General features: G+C 44.2%; 12 protein-coding genes. 2 read left to right on the top strand and 10 right to left on the bottom strand.

All coding sequences use genetic code 11. From position 1 onward, the window contains the following. Positions 1 to 46 precede the first annotated feature (46 nt). From A3EU_RS0122770 to A3EU_RS0122750, 5 genes are all read right to left on the bottom strand, one after another. A complete protein-coding gene (locus A3EU_RS0122770; protein WP_020538514.1) occupies positions 47 to 5374 on the bottom strand; it encodes an SdrD B-like domain-containing protein in 5328 nt (1775 codons plus the stop codon). Positions 5375 to 5703: 329 nt separating this feature from the next. Beyond that, complete coding sequence (locus A3EU_RS0122765; protein ID WP_020538513.1) at positions 5704 to 6711, bottom strand: glutamine synthetase beta-grasp domain-containing protein; 1008 nt, start codon at positions 6709 to 6711, stop codon at positions 5704 to 5706. Positions 6712 to 6816: 105 nt separating this feature from the next. Then, positions 6817 to 7968, bottom strand: a complete 1152-nt coding sequence (locus A3EU_RS0122760) for an outer membrane beta-barrel protein (RefSeq protein ID WP_020538512.1) — start codon at positions 7966 to 7968, stop codon at positions 6817 to 6819. Positions 7969 to 8209: 241 nt separating this feature from the next. Beyond that, positions 8210 to 9466 (bottom strand): ammonium transporter, encoded by a 1257-nt coding sequence (locus tag A3EU_RS0122755; protein ID WP_020538511.1) that lies wholly within the window; start codon positions 9464 to 9466, stop codon positions 8210 to 8212. 146 nt (positions 9467 to 9612) lie between these two features. After that, the gene (locus A3EU_RS0122750; protein WP_020538510.1) at positions 9613 to 9951 is read right to left on the bottom strand and encodes a P-II family nitrogen regulator; all 339 of its coding nucleotides are present in this window, start codon (positions 9949 to 9951) and stop codon (positions 9613 to 9615) included. A gap of 235 nt (positions 9952 to 10186) precedes the next feature. Between A3EU_RS0122750 and A3EU_RS0122745 the strand changes: the two genes are divergently transcribed. Next, entirely contained in the window at positions 10187 to 11701 is a 1515-nt protein-coding gene (locus tag A3EU_RS0122745; RefSeq protein WP_020538509.1) for a hypothetical protein, read from the top strand. Positions 11702 to 11736: 35 nt separating this feature from the next. Here the strand turns inward: A3EU_RS0122745 and A3EU_RS0122740 are convergent, their stop codons facing one another. Then, complete coding sequence (locus A3EU_RS0122740) at positions 11737 to 12126, bottom strand: hypothetical protein (protein ID WP_020538508.1); 390 nt, start codon at positions 12124 to 12126, stop codon at positions 11737 to 11739. Between the two features lie 318 nt (positions 12127 to 12444). On the opposite strand from A3EU_RS0122740, the gene A3EU_RS0122735 reads away from it, so the two are divergent. Then, positions 12445 to 14991: a DUF5686 and carboxypeptidase-like regulatory domain-containing protein gene (locus A3EU_RS0122735; RefSeq protein ID WP_169433391.1), complete on the top strand. Its 2547-nt coding sequence runs from the start codon at positions 12445 to 12447 to the stop codon at positions 14989 to 14991. 2 nt (positions 14992 to 14993) lie between these two features. On the opposite strand, the gene A3EU_RS0122730 is transcribed toward A3EU_RS0122735, so the two are convergent. The 4 genes from A3EU_RS0122730 to A3EU_RS31465 form a co-directional block, all read right to left on the bottom strand. After that, positions 14994 to 16037: an NAD-dependent epimerase/dehydratase family protein gene (locus A3EU_RS0122730; protein WP_020538506.1), complete on the bottom strand. Its 1044-nt coding sequence runs from the start codon at positions 16035 to 16037 to the stop codon at positions 14994 to 14996. Positions 16038 to 16133: 96 nt separating this feature from the next. Next, positions 16134 to 18581: an ABC transporter permease gene (locus A3EU_RS0122725; RefSeq protein WP_020538505.1), complete on the bottom strand. Its 2448-nt coding sequence runs from the start codon at positions 18579 to 18581 to the stop codon at positions 16134 to 16136. A gap of 108 nt (positions 18582 to 18689) precedes the next feature. Next, the gene (locus A3EU_RS0122720) at positions 18690 to 18884 is read right to left on the bottom strand and encodes a hypothetical protein (RefSeq protein WP_156825869.1); all 195 of its coding nucleotides are present in this window, start codon (positions 18882 to 18884) and stop codon (positions 18690 to 18692) included. Between the two features lie 225 nt (positions 18885 to 19109). Then, positions 19110 to 19329, bottom strand: a 220-nt coding sequence (locus tag A3EU_RS31465; RefSeq protein ID WP_044086411.1) for a T9SS type A sorting domain-containing protein, incomplete at its 5' end; no start/stop codon positions are given.

The following is a 19329-nucleotide window of genomic DNA, read 5'->3' as shown; positions in this document are numbered from 1 at the left end:
ATATCAGCAAGACCGCGAAACGATCAACTTGGTATTGCGCAACCTTTTAGAAACTCCCGTCTGCGGAACCGTTTACATCACCGATTTTCACTCCTGTAAATCCAACACTCAACTCTTCTCCTATTAAATCATTCAAGTTGATTAATTCTGGGAAAGACTCAACCCATGGATTATCAGGTTGGGGAAAAACATAATCCTGATCGATAAAGCGCCAGCTGGTATTGCTTGGAAACTCCGTATAAATGTTCAGTATCAGCTTTCTCAATTGGATAATATCCAGGGTGGTAATTGATCCCGAACGGTTTACATCCGCAGCAATACGCTTGTAAGGAGAATCAAGTGGATCAAGGGCCAATATGTGTTTGCTAATCAGTACGATATCAAAGGTCGTTACACCGTTGAGCGGGTCATCATTACGATAGGCCGTAACGGTATAATCAAAATCTTCTTCCAGGTTATCGAAAAGGTAGGAACCATTGGGTTCGCTCATTGTTGTTAGCGGCATGGGACCACTGAGGCTCAGTTGGACATTCCCTACGGGCTCCAGTTCTTCTGTTGCTATCATCCCTCCAATGGCACCGAATGCCAGACAAGCGAAGCCTGGTTGTACCAGAATATAGGTTTCACAGAAACCATAATTCCCTTCGCTATCAATAGCGTAAATGTAAAGAACAGTCGTTTCTTCATCATCTAGCGTCAATACCAAGCCTGTATCTAAAGGACTAGGTACGAAATCAGGCCCTGCAGCTTGTACATCCGCAGCCCGGTAAATCGCATAGCCAATAGGCTCGCTACAATCTGTAATTGGACTTCCTAAAAAGTCTGATACCCAGATACTGGCGTCGCAAGTTCCTTCATCATTAGGAGACAAGGTTGCCGTTAGGCCGTTCAGGCAAATTGGAGTAGGCGCATTACAGTCAATCACCTTGAAAGAGATATACTGCACAGCAGGGTTTCCACAGCCATCTACGGCCTCCAGACGGAGAGTATGGTAAACATTGGTCCCTTCTGATTGATAAATAACAGGAGCATCAAAAGTTATTGAAAAGGTAGCGTCTCCATTATTGACAACCTGAGCCGTAACATCTTCTTCTACACCAAATTCAGTGACATCAATTTGACCGTCATCATTGGCATCTACTGCGAACCAATCTACGGTTGCTGTAGGAATTGACAATACTAAATTCCCGGTATTGTCGAATACTTCACAAGCGTCATCAAGCGTGATTGCAAAGCTAACCTCGCTTTCACAGGTCTCGTTATTCAGCGATGGGAATTCTCCTGGCAACAGATCTGGACAATCCATCGTTGGGCCACCATAAGCAGCTACCTCAAAAGTGGGTAGCGAGCTATCATAAACCTTGATAAACTGCGTATAAGCCCAGCGGCCTACGTTTTGTACGGAAGGCACGGGGGTACTATTCGGCAGACTAGAATCACAGCCCGGCTCCGGGTGATTTCGATCAATGATTGCACCACTGTCATTCACCCTGACAACGGGACGTTCGCAGGCATCTACATCCGTGTTATCTGTGTCGGTTTGACGAGCCACTACAAAGGCGTCAGCTTCTCCGTCCCAAATACACCAGTTGATTACATCATAGGTAATACTCAGCTTGTAACATTCGTCTCCTGTTGCGCTAAAACGTTGTGGTTCTCCTTCGTTAATCACCAGATTGTCACAACCACTTGTTTCGGTTATCAATCCTGGAACCTCAGGGTCAAGACAGTCGGCCTCTGCATCGGCGGGAAAATCTATAACATATTGGTGTGTTTCGGTAATGGTAATCAGTTGATTACACGCATTTGTAGACCGCAGCACCTCATTGACATCAATGGCGCCATTGCCATTCAGGTCGCCTTCTGGCTTCAGCTGCCAAGCTTCGAAACGGCGGGTCAATGTCCCCCAGCCACAGGCATTAATATTAATCATCGGGGTACGCTCCACGACAGTGTCAACCGCACAATTATCTGTACCTGTTGGGCCGCCAAAAAGGTCACTCATCAGCTGCGAGGTAGCAGCAAAATTATCATTGTAATCATCTTCAATATCCCCTTCATAAAGGAGTGGCAACTCAGCACAACTCAGCGTTTGTGGTGCAGGCGAGTAGCAGAATGGGCGTAATTTGTCTTCAGGGGTAACAACCAGCCAACACTCATTGCTATTGCCAACCTCGTCGGTCACGCGCAGTTCCAGTGTTACTTCACGGTTGATATCACAGCAGTAGAAATCGACAAAATCGCCCCATGGAGAATACTGATTAGAACTTAGCCCACAATCATTATTATTCCAATAATTGCGGCGAACTTCCAACTCAAGATTTGCAGAACAATTATCGACAGAACCTTCGTCTACGCTGGTAGCAAATACCCTAGCGATACCATACAGTCCGCTCAATATATCTCCTCCTCCTATTTGCACATTCAGTTCATCATCGCAAATGACAGAAGGGGCAATCTCGTCGCGCACGATAATGGGCATCGTTTCGCATATTTCATTGTTACATTCATCGGTTGCGCAGTACTCCAACTCATAGCTTCCAGGGGGCACCGTAAATACTTGCCCGCTGGTTCCTAAAAAGAGAAAAGTACCAGCCATGTCCCGAACAGTAACCTCCAGAGAAGGAGGACCAGAGCAAAAATCATAAAGTTCGGTAGGTGCAGGGATCGTTATATTGGCTTCACAGGCATAGGGTGCCGTAGAAAACCGGCGGACATCAGGAAAGCCATCGTTGTTGTAATCTACCGTAGGCAACACCAATGTAGGGTCCGTATAATCTTTGACTTTGATCAACTGATTGAACTCGGTTATCATCGAAAGATCACACTTGTCAACAATGTACCATTCCCGAATAAAAGTGTAGGTGTTACCACACAATTCAATTCGTGGGCGATCCTCAAAAGATGCGCCGAGGTTACAATGCGTTTGGTCAAGTAGGTGGGGATCTATTTCCGGTGTAGAAGGGTCTGCATCGAAGAAACTGAGTACTGCGGGAAAGCCTAACACCCCCAATGCCTCACTTATTTGTTCCGGGCTAGGGTTGGCGCCACCACCAAACACAGCACAATCTAATTCCACCACTCCTGGCGGCAAAATGATCTCTCCTAAATTTGGATTTCGGAAAGTTATAACCTGTGTGCAAATGTTAGATAAATTAGGTGACCCCTGACAAGCAGAATCAAATTTATCTTCTGCAAAAAAGGTACGATTAATGGTCGTTAATCCACAATCCCCATTCTCGACGACCTGGTCAGAAACATAAATCCTTACAAAGTCGCACCCATCATCTAGTACAGGGTAACCTGTTTGGTCTAAAATTGCAGCTACAGCAGGATCAATGTCTACAATTTGTCCATCACCATCAACGATATAAGCTACTGGTGTATTTAAAACAACTTGATCAATATCATCACATAGGAAATCAGTAATTCCTTCCGGGCTAGCGCCACCGGTTACGTTTGGCGGGCAGGTGACGACAGGAGCAGTTACATCTCTCGCAACCACATAACCCCAACAGGGAAAGCCACTTATGCCATCTACCAGCACCTCTACAAAGTACTCATAGGTACCACAACCGCTTAGCGTTCCATCTTCAGAGACAAGTACACCATCCTGAAAAATACTTACTTGAAAATCTGATGGAATCAAACACCCCCAATCACCAACCAACACCATCGGTGGTGTAACAGTGGCTCCACACTCCTGATTCAAACTTACATTTACAGCTCCCAAACAGCCAAGATATACTGGCGGCTGAGGGTTCATACTTGCAGTTAAATTATTTACACTTAGGCTTACATCTCCACAAACCAAACCACTACTTGGATTTACATTTCCATCTACTAAACTCAGCTGATCTACTATTGAATTAAAATCTGCACCAATAGCAAAATCAAAAGGAACAATTAAATCCAAATCAGTCGCCAGGTAATGCAGTCCATGAATACCATAATCACCGATAGGCAAACCTTCTAAATCTACAACTACCGTAGCATTATTTACAGGATTAGCAATTGGGTGAACCTGTATAATTTCATCATCTTCATTAACGACAACGACCATATAAGTATAGTCATCGGCAATAGAAAGTGGCGACACGAAATCATTTAAGCGAACAGTAATTTCCTGATCTGCGTAGATTCCCAGCGTAGCATTTCCACACATCACCAACTCGTCTGTAGTTGTCAAGCGACCGGGGCTTGGTAGACACTGGGGCTGGTAGATGAAGTTGTTATTGGCAAAACTCGTATTGCCTCCATTAATAATGAATTCAAAGCTGTTATTAGCCGGGCTAACCAGGTCATAACCTTCGGCTAATACGGTACCCGTTACACTGGTCAAACTCAGGCGGTATTCGCCGTAAGGCAGATTGGGGAAAGCGAAAACACCTCCTGCTGCAGACGATTTTTGAAGCGTCACATCATCGGCATTGTCCCACACTCCATCCACACCGTGCCAGCTCAATTCAAAGGCGACACCATCTGTACCCGCTTCATCAAAATCAAGGCCAAAATCATCATCTGGCCATACCGTTCCGCTAATCATACCTGGGCCTATAAAGCCGGCATCGAAGGTATAATCAAGCGCTGTTCCCGCAAAAGTAAAATCAGCGGTACTTGTGGCACCATTACCGGCAGCAGCATCAATTTTATTACCATTATCCCCACTTACCACAGTACCTGAAGCCAAGTAACCTGCTGGCGGTTCATAAAGGAAGAAATAGTTAGCCGGAGGTACGGCAGTATACCAATAGTTTCCATCCACATTAGAGGTAAGTGGCCCCATTGTGAGGCTCTCTGTATCGGCATCAGCATCGTAAATACGAGCTAACACCTGGGGGAGAGGCACATCATCACCATCAAAGGAGCCATTATTATCAAAGTCGATGAAGGTAAAATCGCCCAAATCATCGCAGAGGATTATTCCGATGGTTGCCATTGCGAAGGGGCGACAAGCACCATCAGCAGGGTCAGGGCTCAATAGCGCATACACATCATAATTGCCTACAGCTAGTTGAGCACCTACCTCCTGGAGTTCTGCAATTCCGTTATCAGGGATAACCTGGCCAAGTTCTATACCATCGAGATAAGGGTCATCTACGGAGCCTGCTGGCAGGTAGACAAAGCGAACCTCAAAATTGGTTTCGTTATTTTCAGCAGCATCGAAGTCTTCAAGGCCAGTAGCCGTCAAGTTGAAAGGAAAGCCTTCACAAGCTTCAATGGGGACATCAATAGCACCAATGGTCGGGCATATCACCTGACTATTGATTTTCTGAATTGAAAAAAACAATAGAAAAAATAGAAGAAAAGAAAAATGACCGGCCACAGCAAGCTGTCGCTGGTACTCTTGAGAAAGAGTAGTGTTGTTAGTCATGGGATTACGGTTTAAGACAACCTGCGCATACTTCTGCGAAGTACACTCATAGGGTACCACTAAAGCAGTAGTGTTATTAAGTTTCAATCTACTAAAGGGAATCTCTCAGAGGGGTTTCTCAAATACTCGGGTTAAAGATACAGTTTTGCTCTAATATAATGCAAGCTCGCAGGAAAAAACTAAAATCCCGAACCTGCTAAATAGCAGATTCGGGATTTTTCAAACTCAGCATAAATTGGCAAAATCTCACTCCGACCAAGGTCGGAGTGAGGGATATAATCAATTCCTATGCAGGAACTAGAGCCAATTTAAAAAGCGTCTTTAATATTTTAAAGTGCTGATTTTACCGTTTTAATGATACGAGCAGCTACCTTGTAAGGATCAGCTTCTGAGTTAGGGCGACGATCTTCGACGTAGCCTTTCCAACCATTTTCAACGGTAATAGGCGGGATACGAATAGAAGCACCACGATCAGAAATACCATAGCTGTATTCATCGATCGATTGTGTTTCGTGTAACCCGGTCAGGCGCAGGTGGTTATCCGCACCGTACACAGCAATATGCTCTGCTGTAACAGGACGGAAAGCTTCAAGAATTTTCTTGTAAGTTTCTTCTGAACCACAAGTACGAAGTACTGTGTTCGAGAAATTAGCGTGCATACCGGAACCGTTCCAGTCGCCCTTTACAGGCTTACAGTGCCAATTGATTACGACACCGTATTTTTCAGCAGTACGCTCCAAAAGGTAGCGGCCTACCCAAATTTGGTCACCAGCTTCCTGTGCACCTTTGGCAAACATTTGGAATTCCCACTGACCAGCAGCTACTTCCGCGTTGATACCTTCGATGTTCAGGCCAGCATCAATACACAGGTCCATGTGTTCTTCGACGATATCGCGCCCGTAAGAACGGTGAGCTCCTACACCACAGTAATAAGGTCCTTGAGGTTCAGGGTAACCTTCTGCTGGAAAGCCTAATGGTCTGTTGGTCGCAGGATCCCATAGGAAGTATTCCTGCTCGAAACCAAACCAGAAATCATCGTCTTGGTCATCAATGGTGGCTCTACCGTTACTAGGGTGCGCCTTACCGTCAGCCGACAGTACTTCCGTCATTACCAGGTAGGCATTACGCCGGCCTGGATCAGGGTAAATAGCGACAGGCTTCAGCAAACAATCGGAAGAATTACCGGGTGCTTGTTCTGTTGAGCTACCATCAAATGACCAAATTGGGCAATCTTCCAGCTTACCGCTGAAATCCTTAATGATCTTGGTTTTGCTCCGTAATGTCTGGGTTGGCTTGTATCCATCCAACCAAATGTACTCTAATTTGAACTTTGTCATTTTTAACAATAAAATTTATAGTTCTGCAATAGGAATGGAAAACCCTGCCTCACTGACCAAGTCAGCACTACTGAGTTTTCCTAAAATAATTTTCAATCAACCTGCTTAGAAAGCATAAACGCCGGCCAGAACGAAAGAAGCCAATGATGAAGTAGCTTTTCCGTCACCGTCCAGGAATACATCTTCAGAAGCAGCATCCAAACGGATTTCCGGGATCAATGTCAGGTCACCTATGGTAATGTTACCAGATAACGTCAAGTCAATTACGCTGGCAGACAAATCAGTATCATAAGCACCAATGATTCCGTAGCCCGTGTTGTTTTCACCGAAGTACTCCCCACGTAACCCTAGAGCAAAGCTTTCGCTAAGTGCATACTGGCAGTAACCAGCAAAACCATAGAAGCCAGGGCGGTCAGTGTCATCACTTGCTTCATAAGAGTTCATCGTAGCATTAACACCTACGTACAAATCTTCTGTAACATCAAACCCGGCAGTCAGGTCAACCTGAAATAGTGCACCGGCACTACCTTCAGCATCGCCATCCTGATCGCCATACAGCAAGTTCAGATAAACACCTTTGTAACCGAGCTGAGCACCGTAGGAATAAGAACCGATGTAGTTCGCTTCTGTCAGGTCAGTAGGGTTAAATACCCCCAGCATCAAGCTTACGTCTTCGCCCAAACCGATATCTGCTTTGATACCAGTGTGGGAAAATGGGCCATAGGAGAACATGTAAGAAGTAGAGTAATTGAAGTTGCCAGCAGGTGAAATCACTTCATACCCAAGGAAAGTGTTGAAGTTACCCAAAGTCAGGGTTACGTTATCACTAGCATTGAAGTACACATACAACTGGTTTACGAAAGTGGAAGCATTAGCAGCTACACCACCAATCGTAGGAACTCCGGAAGCGAATACGGCATCGCCACCACGTGGGCCGAACACCAAATCGCCTACAAAACCTGCTTTCTTGCCTTCGTGGGTGCCAATAAGATTGAACATACCCAAACTGAAACCAGGCAAGTTGGCAAACGAAGTTACTGGAGCCTGATCATCAGTACTCGCTCGAAAGTAAGCATCTGCTGAACCGGAAAGTGTAAACTTTGCCTCCTCCTCTTCTTCCTCCTCTCCTTCTACGGGAGGATCTTCTTCAAGGACAACTGGCGCTGAAACAGGGCCCGTTGTCACATTCTGAGCCTTTGCCCCGAATGATAAAAATAAGCATACAGCCAAGCTGAAAATTTGTACAAACTTTTGCATAACAGTGTGTATTAGTTGAGTAGGTTTCCCTACTTGGTTGATCAAAATAGAATTGGAAAATCAATCTTGCCAACGGTAAACCACACTGTATTTTATCAAGTATTCTAGCAGAATACTTGAACAAAACAGCTTGATACTGTACTTTTACAGTTGAGTTAGTTAGCGGTTTACCGTTATCTACAGTCCCCGTTGGTGTTGCCGCACCGCGGGGACTCGTTGTTTTATAGAATCTCTGCGAGATTTATTTGACGCTCAGCTGAAAAGCAGACTCTTCTGCTGATTCCGTGTAAGCGTGCATTTCATGTTCTTCAACATCAAGTCCTTTAATTTCTTCTTCTTCACTTACGCGAATACCGATGGTAACCTTCAGGAGGTACATTAGGCCATAAGCAAAAACAAAGGTAAAGGCAACGACAGCCAATGCTCCGTAAAGCTGAATCCAAAGCTGATTTAGGCTGGCCATACTTCCGAAGATACCAACGGCCAGTGTCCCCCAAATACCACAAACCAAGTGAACAGAAGTAGCACCTACCGGGTCATCAATCTTTACGCGATCAAAGAATACAACCGACAGAGGGATGATACAACCTGCGATCAAGCCAATCAAAATAGCCGCCAATGGCCCCATCTGATCTGCTCCTGCAGTAATACCGACCAAACCTCCCAGGATACCATTAAGTACCATTGAAAGATCATGGGTTTTGAACATTGCGTAGGATACAATAAACGCTCCTACAGCACCCGCTGAGGCAGCGAGGGCAGTGGTAACAAATACTAAAGAAACAGCTACGGGGTCAGCACTTAGTACAGAACCGCCGTTGAAACCAAACCAGCCGAACCATAATAGGAAAACCCCCACTGCCGCAAGGGGCATGCTGTGACCAGGGATTGGCTTAATCTTTCCGCTAGCAGTGTACTTTCCTCTGCGTGGGCCAAGTACCAGTACGGCAGCTAAAGCAGCTGCACCACCCATAGCGTGTACGAGTGTAGAGCCAGCAAAATCGTAGAAACCTGCAGCATCAAGCCAGCCTCCGCCCCACTTCCACATTCCAGTGATAGGGTAAGCAAGCGCAACTAGTACTACAGAAAAAATCAGGAAAGAGTTAAGCTTAATACGTTCTGCTACGGCACCAGAAACGATAGTAGCAGCGGTAGCTGCAAACATCCCCTGAAAGATAAAGTCCGTCCAGTAGGTATAGCCTCCGTCGGCATAAGCAATGGCTCCAGCATCTCCTTCAGGCATAGAGAGCCCAAAACCGCCAAAACCGAAAAAACCACCGGAAAAAGCTTCACCCGGGTACATTAAATTGAAACCTATAACACAGTACGTCAACAAACCGATTGCAATAATCATTGCGTTCTTAAAAATAATATTGACGACGTTCTTTTTTTGTACAAACCCGGCCTCTAAAGTCATAAAGCCGAGGTGCATCAGGAATACCAGACAGGTTGCGACCAGCATCCAAACGTTATTTGCAGTAAATAATCCTTGTTCCATGATTGCCCTAAGATTATAAGATTGTTAATCAAGCACGAACCAAGTAACCGTTTTCTAAAGCGGCACTCTTTATCGTGTTGGTTTTCGTAATTGGTTGAAAGAAATCTGGTTGGTGGGTAGGGCGATCCCTCAGGATCAAAAGAAAACTAAATGGCTTCGGCGCCAATTTCAAAAGTGCGGATACGCACAACGTGTTCTAAATCAATAACAACAATTTTTCCATCACCGACTTCACCGGTGCGGCCAGACGATACAATTGCATCAATAATTTCGTCTACTTTCTCAGTATTGCAAAATATATCGATACGCAAACGCGCGATATAATCTGAATCATAAACACTGCCCCGGTACATCAGCTGCTCTCCTTTTTGCAAGCCAAAACCTTTCACTTCAGTAAGGGTAAAAAAGTTGACGCCAATTCCTGCCAGAGCATCCCGAATACTTTCGAAGCGGGATAAACGAACAATAGCTTCGATTTTTTTCATCAGTTTGTTAGATTTGTGGTCAATTAATATGAATTCGATTCCTGACCAGAGCTCTAGTCACAAGAAATAAAGGAAGGAAGCAATTACCCTTTCCCTTATTTCCTCATTGCAACAGCAAATCTAGGGTGAGCCATAAGCTTTGCCTAATCATTGTTTCCTGACCGTTGTTACCCCTACCACCACCTTTCGCAACGCAAACAACTGATTACCAACTAACAAAACGAAAAAAGCTGGCATGCCTACCACAAATAAAGACCCGCTATTCCGATTAATAAAGTCTTTGAGCAAGCCAGAGAAGCGTCATTTCCGTCTCTATGTCAACCGTACAATGGGTGATCAGGAACGAAAATTCATTGTCCTTTTTGACCTACTGGACAAGCAAGAAGCTTATGATCACGAACAATTATTAAAGAAACTGCCGGGTAAAACGACAAAGAGCAAGCTTTCAAACCTTAAACGACACCTTCTAAAGCAGTTATTGACCAGCTTGCGGCTGACCTATATTAACAAGCTTATTGATATTGAAATTAGAGAGCAGCTCGACTTTGCGCGTATTCTTTACAGCAAAGGGTTGTACATGGAGAGCCTCAGATTGCTGGAGCGCATTAAGGACACGGCCAATGAGCACCACCAAGACATCTTACATCTGGAAATTATCGAATTCCAGAAGTTGATAGAATCACGACATATTACTCGGTCCCGACAGGTAGAGAAAAAGATGGAACGCCTCTTGGAAGAATCAACGCTCCGTAGTAGAGTGACTCAGACGGCCAGTGAAATGGTCAATCTCTATATTCAGATTCATGGATATTATATTGTCCATGGCTTTGCCTATTCCCCTGAGCAGGTGGAAGAGTTGAATCAAGCTTGGCGAAAAATGCAGCCAGACCACCATCATAACCGATTCTCAGACACCTTCTTTGAAAAAACACACCGCTACCAATCGTATTTATGGTATCGCTACATCCAGCTTGATTTTGCAGGTGCCCTCAGCCATGCCCTCGAATGGGTAATGCTCTTTGAGGTCCACCAACTCATGAAATACAAGGACCCAGACTTGTACTTACGTAGCCTTTACTATTTATTGACGCTGCTCTATCTTATGGACGATACCGGGCAATATTATAAGTACCTAAAACAACTAAACAATTATGTAGAAGAGGTAGAAGAGCAACTCAATCCCAATAGTCAACATGTTCGGTTTGTCTATCAAAACTTAAGCAAACTCAACTATTATTTTCTTACCAAGGATTACGAACAAGCTTATCAATTCAGTGAAAAGGTATACGACTCCCTAAGCAAACATCGGGACCTTATGGACGACCATCGGATTCTTCTTTTTCACTACAAATTTGCAGCAGCAGCCTTTGCTCATGGTAAACATGAGATTGCGCTCGAACGCCTCCACCCCATCCTCCATCAGGGAGACAAGATACTGCGTAAAGACATGGAAATCAATGCTCGATTGCTAGAACTCCTTTGCCTTTACGAAAGCAAAGCCTTTGATCGAATGAGTTACCGGCTTATCTCTTTCGGTAGAAGTGTGGTTAAAACAAAAAAGGCCACTACCCTACAGCTAGACACCCACAAAATGCTACGGGCATTACTACAAACATATCCGGAAGACAATCAAACCTTTCTGCAACAGCAACTCAGTTCATTCCGGGAAAAAGCTGCTCAGCCGCGTGAACGTATGTTTCTGAAATATCTGAATGTTATTGAATGGATGGAATCAGGAAGCAAGATATAAGACTTTGGTTATTAAAACCATCACAATCTGGTTTGCTAATCTTCTCTAAACGTTAGCAATAATCGATTTGACTGTTCGTCAATGGTAAGGATATAAGTGTAATACCCATCAGGCAGTTCCATTTCCCCAACATAATCGATGGGTTGGATGCCAAATAGTGCTCCTTCAATCTCTAGTGCTATGTAGGCATATTCGTAAGCCTTACTATACTGTTGATAAGCTGACCGTTCGCCGGCATTGAGGCTGCCGTAATCATGATCTTCACTGATTTTCACTAGAATATTATCAAGGGTGAAATTACTAGCGTTTTCAATCCTAACAAAAACGTCCTTTAATGGTGGCGTCACCTCTTCTTCAGCTTGTTCTGTATTACAGCCCATTAGAAAAAAAGAGGTCAAAAATGTCAGAAGGAGCAACTGTCTCATCGTTGTTGGTTTAATGAGGTGAAATTATATTTATTAGCCAGACGTAAAAAAAACAGAAAGTGGTTGGCTATAAGCCATTATAGTATTACGCAAAAAATACGATCATCATTCGTCTTATCAACCTTTCTATGTTAAAAGTAGTCTTTATAATAGGGGACAAAGCCACCGCTGATCATCATGAAGATGGCAATCTTGGTTAAAAATAATATAAAAACGCCTCCATCACTACATTAATCGCTGCATTCTACTACATTGCCTTTTGTATATTGTACCCTTTACCAAAATCAAGCCTTGACTCCCCCAAAACAGCTTGAAAACGTGAAAACTATCAAAACTCAACTTCCATTGACTGACGCTCGACTCAATAAGTTCATAACTATTGGGGCTATATTCTTGTTTTTTTTCGGTGGCCTACATCAGATACACGCGCAATACCTCTTCTCCGGCCGGGTCATTGATGCCGATACCAAAGAAGGTATTCCTTTTTGTAATGTTTACTATGCAGGTACCACTATGGGTGTTTCCACAGATGTGGATGGTTATTATGAACTCCCCGTAACCGTTCTTCACGATAGCCTTACGGCTTCAGCAATAGGATATACCTCATTAGCTAAAACAACAGGAGATCAAGAGGAACAGACCATCAACTTCAGCCTGGAAAGCGCCAACACAACCCTCGACGAAATAGTAGTGATTGCCGGAGAAAACCCCGCAAATGCTATCGTCAAAGGAATTATCCAGAATAAAGATCTTAACAACCTCGAACAACAACCCGCTTATCAATACGAAAACTATACTAAGGTAGAGCTTGATTTTGAAAAAGTGCCCGAACGGTTACGGGAGAGCAAGCTGATGGATCCTTTTGATTTCGTCTTTGAAAACATTGATAGCACCTCCGATGAAAAACCTTTTCTGCCCATTTATATTAATGAGGCTTTAAGTGATGTTTATTACTCTGAGGAGATTGGCCGATCGGCAGAGCGTATTAAAGCACAGCGTGCATCAGGCACCGACAACCAATCCTTTATTGAATTTGTCAAAAAAGTCTATACACCTTTCAATGTTTACAACAACTATATAGACATTATTGACAAGCGGTTTATTAGTCCATTTTCTGATGCAGGGCTTGGTTTTTATGAGTATTACATTCTAGACAGTGCCTTTGTTAGTGGACAATGGAGTTACAAACTCAAATTCAAACCCCGCCGTAAGCAGGAGAACACTTTCTACGGCGACTTCTGGGTAGCGGACAGTACTTTTGCCATCCAGCGCCTCAACATGAGGATGAGCCCCGAAGTCAATATTAACTTGGTAAAACGAATAATTATTTACCAGGAATATGAGCCCCATGAAAACTTATGGTTGCCGGTAAAACAAAAAATGATTGTTGACTTTACGCTCACAGAGAAGTCTCCCGGCATGATTGCCAGACGTACAAAGTCTTCTCGTGATTATCGTCTCAATCCTAGTGAAATCCAAAATAATTTTCCTGAAAAGAAAAAAGGCACAAGCCCTCCCCCTCCGCTGAACAGCGACGAGGAATATTGGCAAAGTATCCGCCACGAGCCCCTTTCTGAGACCGAGTCTACTATTTATGCCCTCGTTGATAGTATCCAGAATGTCCCTGCGTTCAAAACCTACGGAGAAATTTTTGCCACTGTCTTCGGAGGTAATTTCGACCTGGGGAAGTTTTCCGTAGGGCCGTACTATTCGATTTATAGCAAAAATCCAATCGAAGGTACCCGCTTAAGGTTAGGTCTCCGCAGTGATGATGACCTCAGTGAAAATTTACGTATAAAAGGCTATGCTGCCTATGGCTTTCTTGACGAAAGGTGGAAGTATGGATTAGAGGGAATGTGGCTCATTCACCGATACCCATGGACCATCATTGGAGCTGCTCATCGCAAAGATATTAGCCTGAGCAGTGAGAATAGCGAAGACTTCCAGGAAGGCAACCTGTTCTCCTATTCTTTCCGTCGGGATGTTTACCTAAAACTGATCGATGTATCAGAAACAAAAGTCTTTTATGAAAGACATTGGGACAATGGCCTATCCAATCGAGTTACGATATTGAATCGGCAGATGGATCCCTACGGAAATAACGAGGAAGGCGGCTTCAATTACGCTTTCGTAAAGCCTGGCGGAGAATCCGTTGATACCACTTTAAACACCACCGAAGTAATTTTAAAGTTCCGCTATGCTCCAGGAGAAACTTTTCTGGGAGAACGATTCAACCGCGTCAGTCTTGGAACCACTAAGCCTATTTTAGAGGCGCAATACACCCTGGGCTTAGAAGACTTTTTCGGAAGCCAGTATAACTACCATAAATTTTCGCTAGGATTAAGGCACTGGTTCAACATCAGCCCTATCGGCTGGTTTTCTTATCGAATAAAGGCAGGAAAAACCTTCGGCACCTTGCCTTTCTTATTACAAGAAGTGCATCCCGGAAACGAAGCCGTCTTCATGTCTCGTTCGGTATTCAATACAATGAATAACTACGAATTTGTCAGTGATACCTATGCCAGTGTTTTTTTAGAACACCATTTTGATGGCTTTTTCTTTAACCATATCCCTCTTTTGCGTAAGCTAAAACTTCGGGAAGTTGCCAGCTTCAAGGCTGTGGTTGGAAGCATGTCGAAAAATAACCAAAAGGCTAATCGTCTCAATGGCTTCCAACCTCAAAGTGGAGCAGACCTATACACAGGCTTCCGCTCTCCTTCAACAAAACCTTACCTTGAAGCGGGTATTGGCATCGAGAATATCCTCAAAGTTATCCGCGTCGATGCACTATGGCGACTCTCCTACCTGGACAATCCAGAGGCTAGCCGATTTAGTATTACGGTGGGCGCGTATCTAGGATTTTAAGCTTAAAGCTGCCCTGAATCAATCAACTGCTGGAACATCTCGCGCATACCAGGAGCTAACGGCCGGAAATTTACACCCAATTCTCGTTTGGCTTTGCTATGATCCGCTTTCCATGGGTGGTCGATGTTGTTACTGACAGATTTCCTGGTCATTCCAGCAGCAGGTGCCGTCAGCCAGATGAGCCACTTGGGTAGCTTACGGGAAGGCAACGGGTAATCGGAAAATGCTTCCTTCAAGTGGCTTGCCAACTCAAGGAAATTAGTATTCTCAGCAGAAGTAATGTAACGGCCCTGCGCATTAGGGTTATAACCCGCCTGATAGTGTATTTCTGCAACATCTCTTACATCTACAGCCCCAATATTAAAGCCAGGAGCCCCCATTTTCATCGTACCATCCCCCATCTGCCGAGCGATGTCAAAACTTGCTGATGTTGCATTTGGATTCGTTCCGGGGCCAATCACCAAAGAAGGGTTAACCACCACCAAATCCCAACGATCTTGTGCATTAGCCATTTCCCAGGCCGCTTTCTCAGCCATCACTTTTGAGTAAGAGTAAGATTGGTGGGTAAGACTTGAGGTGGTATTCCAGTCCTCCTCGGTAAATACGCCGTTCTTCGTTTCCTGAAGATCAATATTATCGCCATAAATGGAAGCACAGCTACTGGTCACCACTACCCGCTTTACTGAAGCAACCTGATTGGCTGACTCAAGCACATTCTGGGTACCTTTTACCGCCGGGTCTACCAAGTCTTTTTGAGGATCATCATACTTGAGTATGAAAGGAGAAGCGGTATGATAAACAAGCTCACAGCCAGTCATGGCCTCCTTATATGCACCTTCTGTTAGTAAATCGGCTTTAAAGTATTTAATAGTCCCTTTGGATTTGGCAGCTAGCTCATCCAGGTGTGCTACTTTTTCCTTTTTATCTGGGTTGCGCACCGCTGCGTGAACGGTGATCCCTTCCTCCAACAACTGCTTTACTAACCAACCTGCTACGTAACCTGTTGCTCCGGTAACCAATACTGGTTTATTCTTATCGACTTGCATGTAATGTTTTCTTAAAAAGTAAGTAATCACTCACAAAAGTAAAGGCTTTTACATTACCTCGCAAGAGGAGCACCAAAAAAGAAGCTTACCAAGCATTTATTCTTGCCGTATCGCTTCTACAGGATTTGATAATGCAACTTTGATAGTTTGTGAACTAACAGTCAGAAAAGCGATAGCAAGAACCCCTACTCCTACTGCAAAAGGCAATCCCCAGGGGAAATTAATCCGATAAGGAAAATCTTCCATCCAACTGTTGATAAAATACCAGCACAAGGGTACCGCCAATAATAAAGCGACACCTATTAACCAGACAAAGTCTTTGGCTAACAAGACTAATATTTGATCCACTCTGGCACCGAGAACTTTGCGAATGCCGATTTCCCGAAAGCGGCGCTTGGTCAGTAATGCTGCCAAGCCAAAGAGTCCAAAACAGGAAATAAAAATGGCCAGAAACGCAAAATAGCCTACCAGCGTCCCCAATCTATCCTGGGCCTGATACAAATCACTGATCGTTTCTTCCAGGAAAGCGTACTCAAAGGCTTTGGCAGGAAAAAAACTGGCCCACTGGTCTTCCATAAAGGCTAGTGTACCCGCCACATCATCATTCTGTAGTCGAACACTGAAATAGCCAAAAGCGCCAGCGTTAACGTCCATGATCAGCGGAGTCATTTCGGCAAGCATGCTGTTAAAATGAAAATCGGCGACCACCCCAACAACCTGTCCTTCTTTCCCTTCTACTACAAGCCTTTGGTTAAGGGCCTCTTCTGGTGTTTCCCAGTTGAGCTCACTTGCAGCCCGCTCGTTGATGACAAAACTGCTGATATGGTCTGTACCAAAGGAAAGGTCAAATTCACGGCCAGCAACAACCTCCAGGTCATACGTTTCTGCAAAATCATAGTCGACAGCGAGTACTGGTGCAAAGAAATTGTCTTCCTGCAACACTTTATCCGTCCATACATTTCGGCTAACGGAACCTAAACCAGGCACTGATGCGCTTTGCGTGACAGCCATAATATTAGGGTGTTGCAACAATGCCTCATCAAAAGCATTCATTCGCTGGCGAATTGTTGCATCACCAGGGCGAAAAACAGAATTTATATTATTCTGACTGTTTAAGGGTAATGTAAGAACAGCTTCTTGCTGGAATCCCATCGGCTGACTACGCAAGAAGTTCAGTTGTTGAAAGACAATTGCAGTACCACTAATAAAAGCAATTGCTATCACAAATTGTAAGGTCATCAAGACCTTGCGTAAGCCTACACCGCCCATGGTTTGCCCACCGCCTTTGCCTTGCAAAACGCGCAACGGTTCAAAACCGCTCATGAAAATGGCCGGATAGCTGCCTGCTAAAAGTCCCGTAAGCAAAAACACCAGTGAAAAACTAAGCATAAGAAAGCCATCTTGCCACCAAGTGGTGCTCAATGCTAACCCCGTAAGTGCCGCTAATTGTGGTAAAGCCAACCGGACCAACACCAAGGCCACAACGAATGCGAAGGCACTCAGTAAAAGCGACTCTCCCAGGAATTGAGCGAGCAAGGCTCCCCGCCGGGCACCTAGAACCTTGCGCATGCCTACTTCCCGAGCCCGGCTCAGCGAGCTGGCCGTAGACAGGTTAATAAAATTGAAGACAGCAATCAGTAAGGTTATGACACCAATGGCCATAAAGAGGCGTAGCAAAGTAGGATCAGCCGGTGGCTTGGGTTCTGTTCCTGCTTCCGATTTCAAATGAATATCTTTTACTGGATATAAAGCGAAGTCTTGTTTTTCACGAAAACGTTCATCGCCGTTGGCAAGGATAAAATCCTTCATCCGTGCATTGGCCTTCTCAGTATCAGCATTTTTTCGGAGTTTCACATAGGTATAGGAGTGGGTTGCAATCCAGTTATTGTCCAGCACTTGCCTCACAATATCGCGAGCGATTTCCGGCTCTACCTCTACCATGTTATCGTAGTGGATGAGTAAGTCCAGATCAAAGTGAGCTTGATCGGGCCAATCGCGAACAACACCTCGTACTCTAAATTGATCGGCCGCTGCGAGTTGTAAGGGTTCATTAAGCACATCAGTGCGGCCAAACAAACGCTTCGCCAGCGATTCTGTCACAACGACTGAATAGGGTTCCCTAAGTGCTGTAACCGGGTCGCCGTACAAAAAATCGAAACCTAAAATTTCCGTAATCGTCGAATCTGCAAAAAAGGCATTTTGAACCTCCAACTGTTGATTTGTCCCTACTACGCGAGCACTGATTTCCCTCGGATACAAGCGGGCCACTTTCTCAATTTCCGGAAAATATTCCGGTAGCTTGGCCGCTACCGTTGGTGGTGTGCGCGCATAAGATGCAGGCCCCTGGATATCAATGTGATAATTCAGGCGGTAAACCTGTTCAAGGTCGGGATGAAATTGGTCGTAATTTTTTTCATGTTGCACGTAAATAACAATCAGGAAACAACAAGCCAAGCCCAAAGCAAGGCCCATTATATTGATTCCGGATGCCATCCGTGCTTTCCAGATATTCCGCAGGGCAATTTTAAAATAATTTCGCAACATGTGTAGGGTGATTTTGCTGTTGCAATTTATTTACTTTACAGCAGCTCCCCTATTTTTTAGTTGCAGGATACGGGGTATTCGTTTGGTAATTCTTGGTGTTTCATCACGCTAACAAAAAGGATTAATCCAATTCAAAATTAAACTCTTCTCTTTTCCATGTAATGGTATTTCTTGTTTATCAAGTAAAGGTTCTTTTTCTTGAATAGGTTTAATAACAGATGGTTTCTCTTTTCTTGGGACTTCCTTTTTGATTACTCGTAATTTTTTTGAACTTAAATGGTATACCTTTTTACATTTATTCATAGTCATAGTATTAATGCTGTACCCAGCCATTGACGGAATCGATTAATCTAATTGCATCTAATTATGCTATAAATAACCAATAGAAAATGAAGGCTTTTGTACATAAAAAATCACTTATCCATATTCTCGTCCTTTCATCCTCTGTTCTTACAGTTATCTCCGATTGGAAAACTCATAGTAAGGGGGAATTCAAAATCCCCCTTACATGAATTTCATAAGTGATGATTACTTCACAGTAATCATCTTCTTGGTAGCAGTGAACTCACCGGCAGTTACCGTGTAAGTCAACACACCTGTTGCACCTTGGATCATCTCCTTGGTCAGGTTGATGGTGTTGTAACCAGCTGCGTAATCACCACGTACTACTGTGAGTACACGGCCACTTGCGTCGCTGATCGTTACTGTTGCTTCCTCATCTGTTGGCAAGTTGAAACCAATCATGGTC

Source organism: Lewinella cohaerens DSM 23179, assembly GCF_000379805.1.
Taxonomy (GTDB): Bacteria; Bacteroidota; Bacteroidia; order Chitinophagales; family Saprospiraceae; genus Lewinella; species Lewinella cohaerens.
Note: the sequence above shows the minus strand (reverse complement) of the source record. Positions and strands in the feature narration are given on the sequence as shown.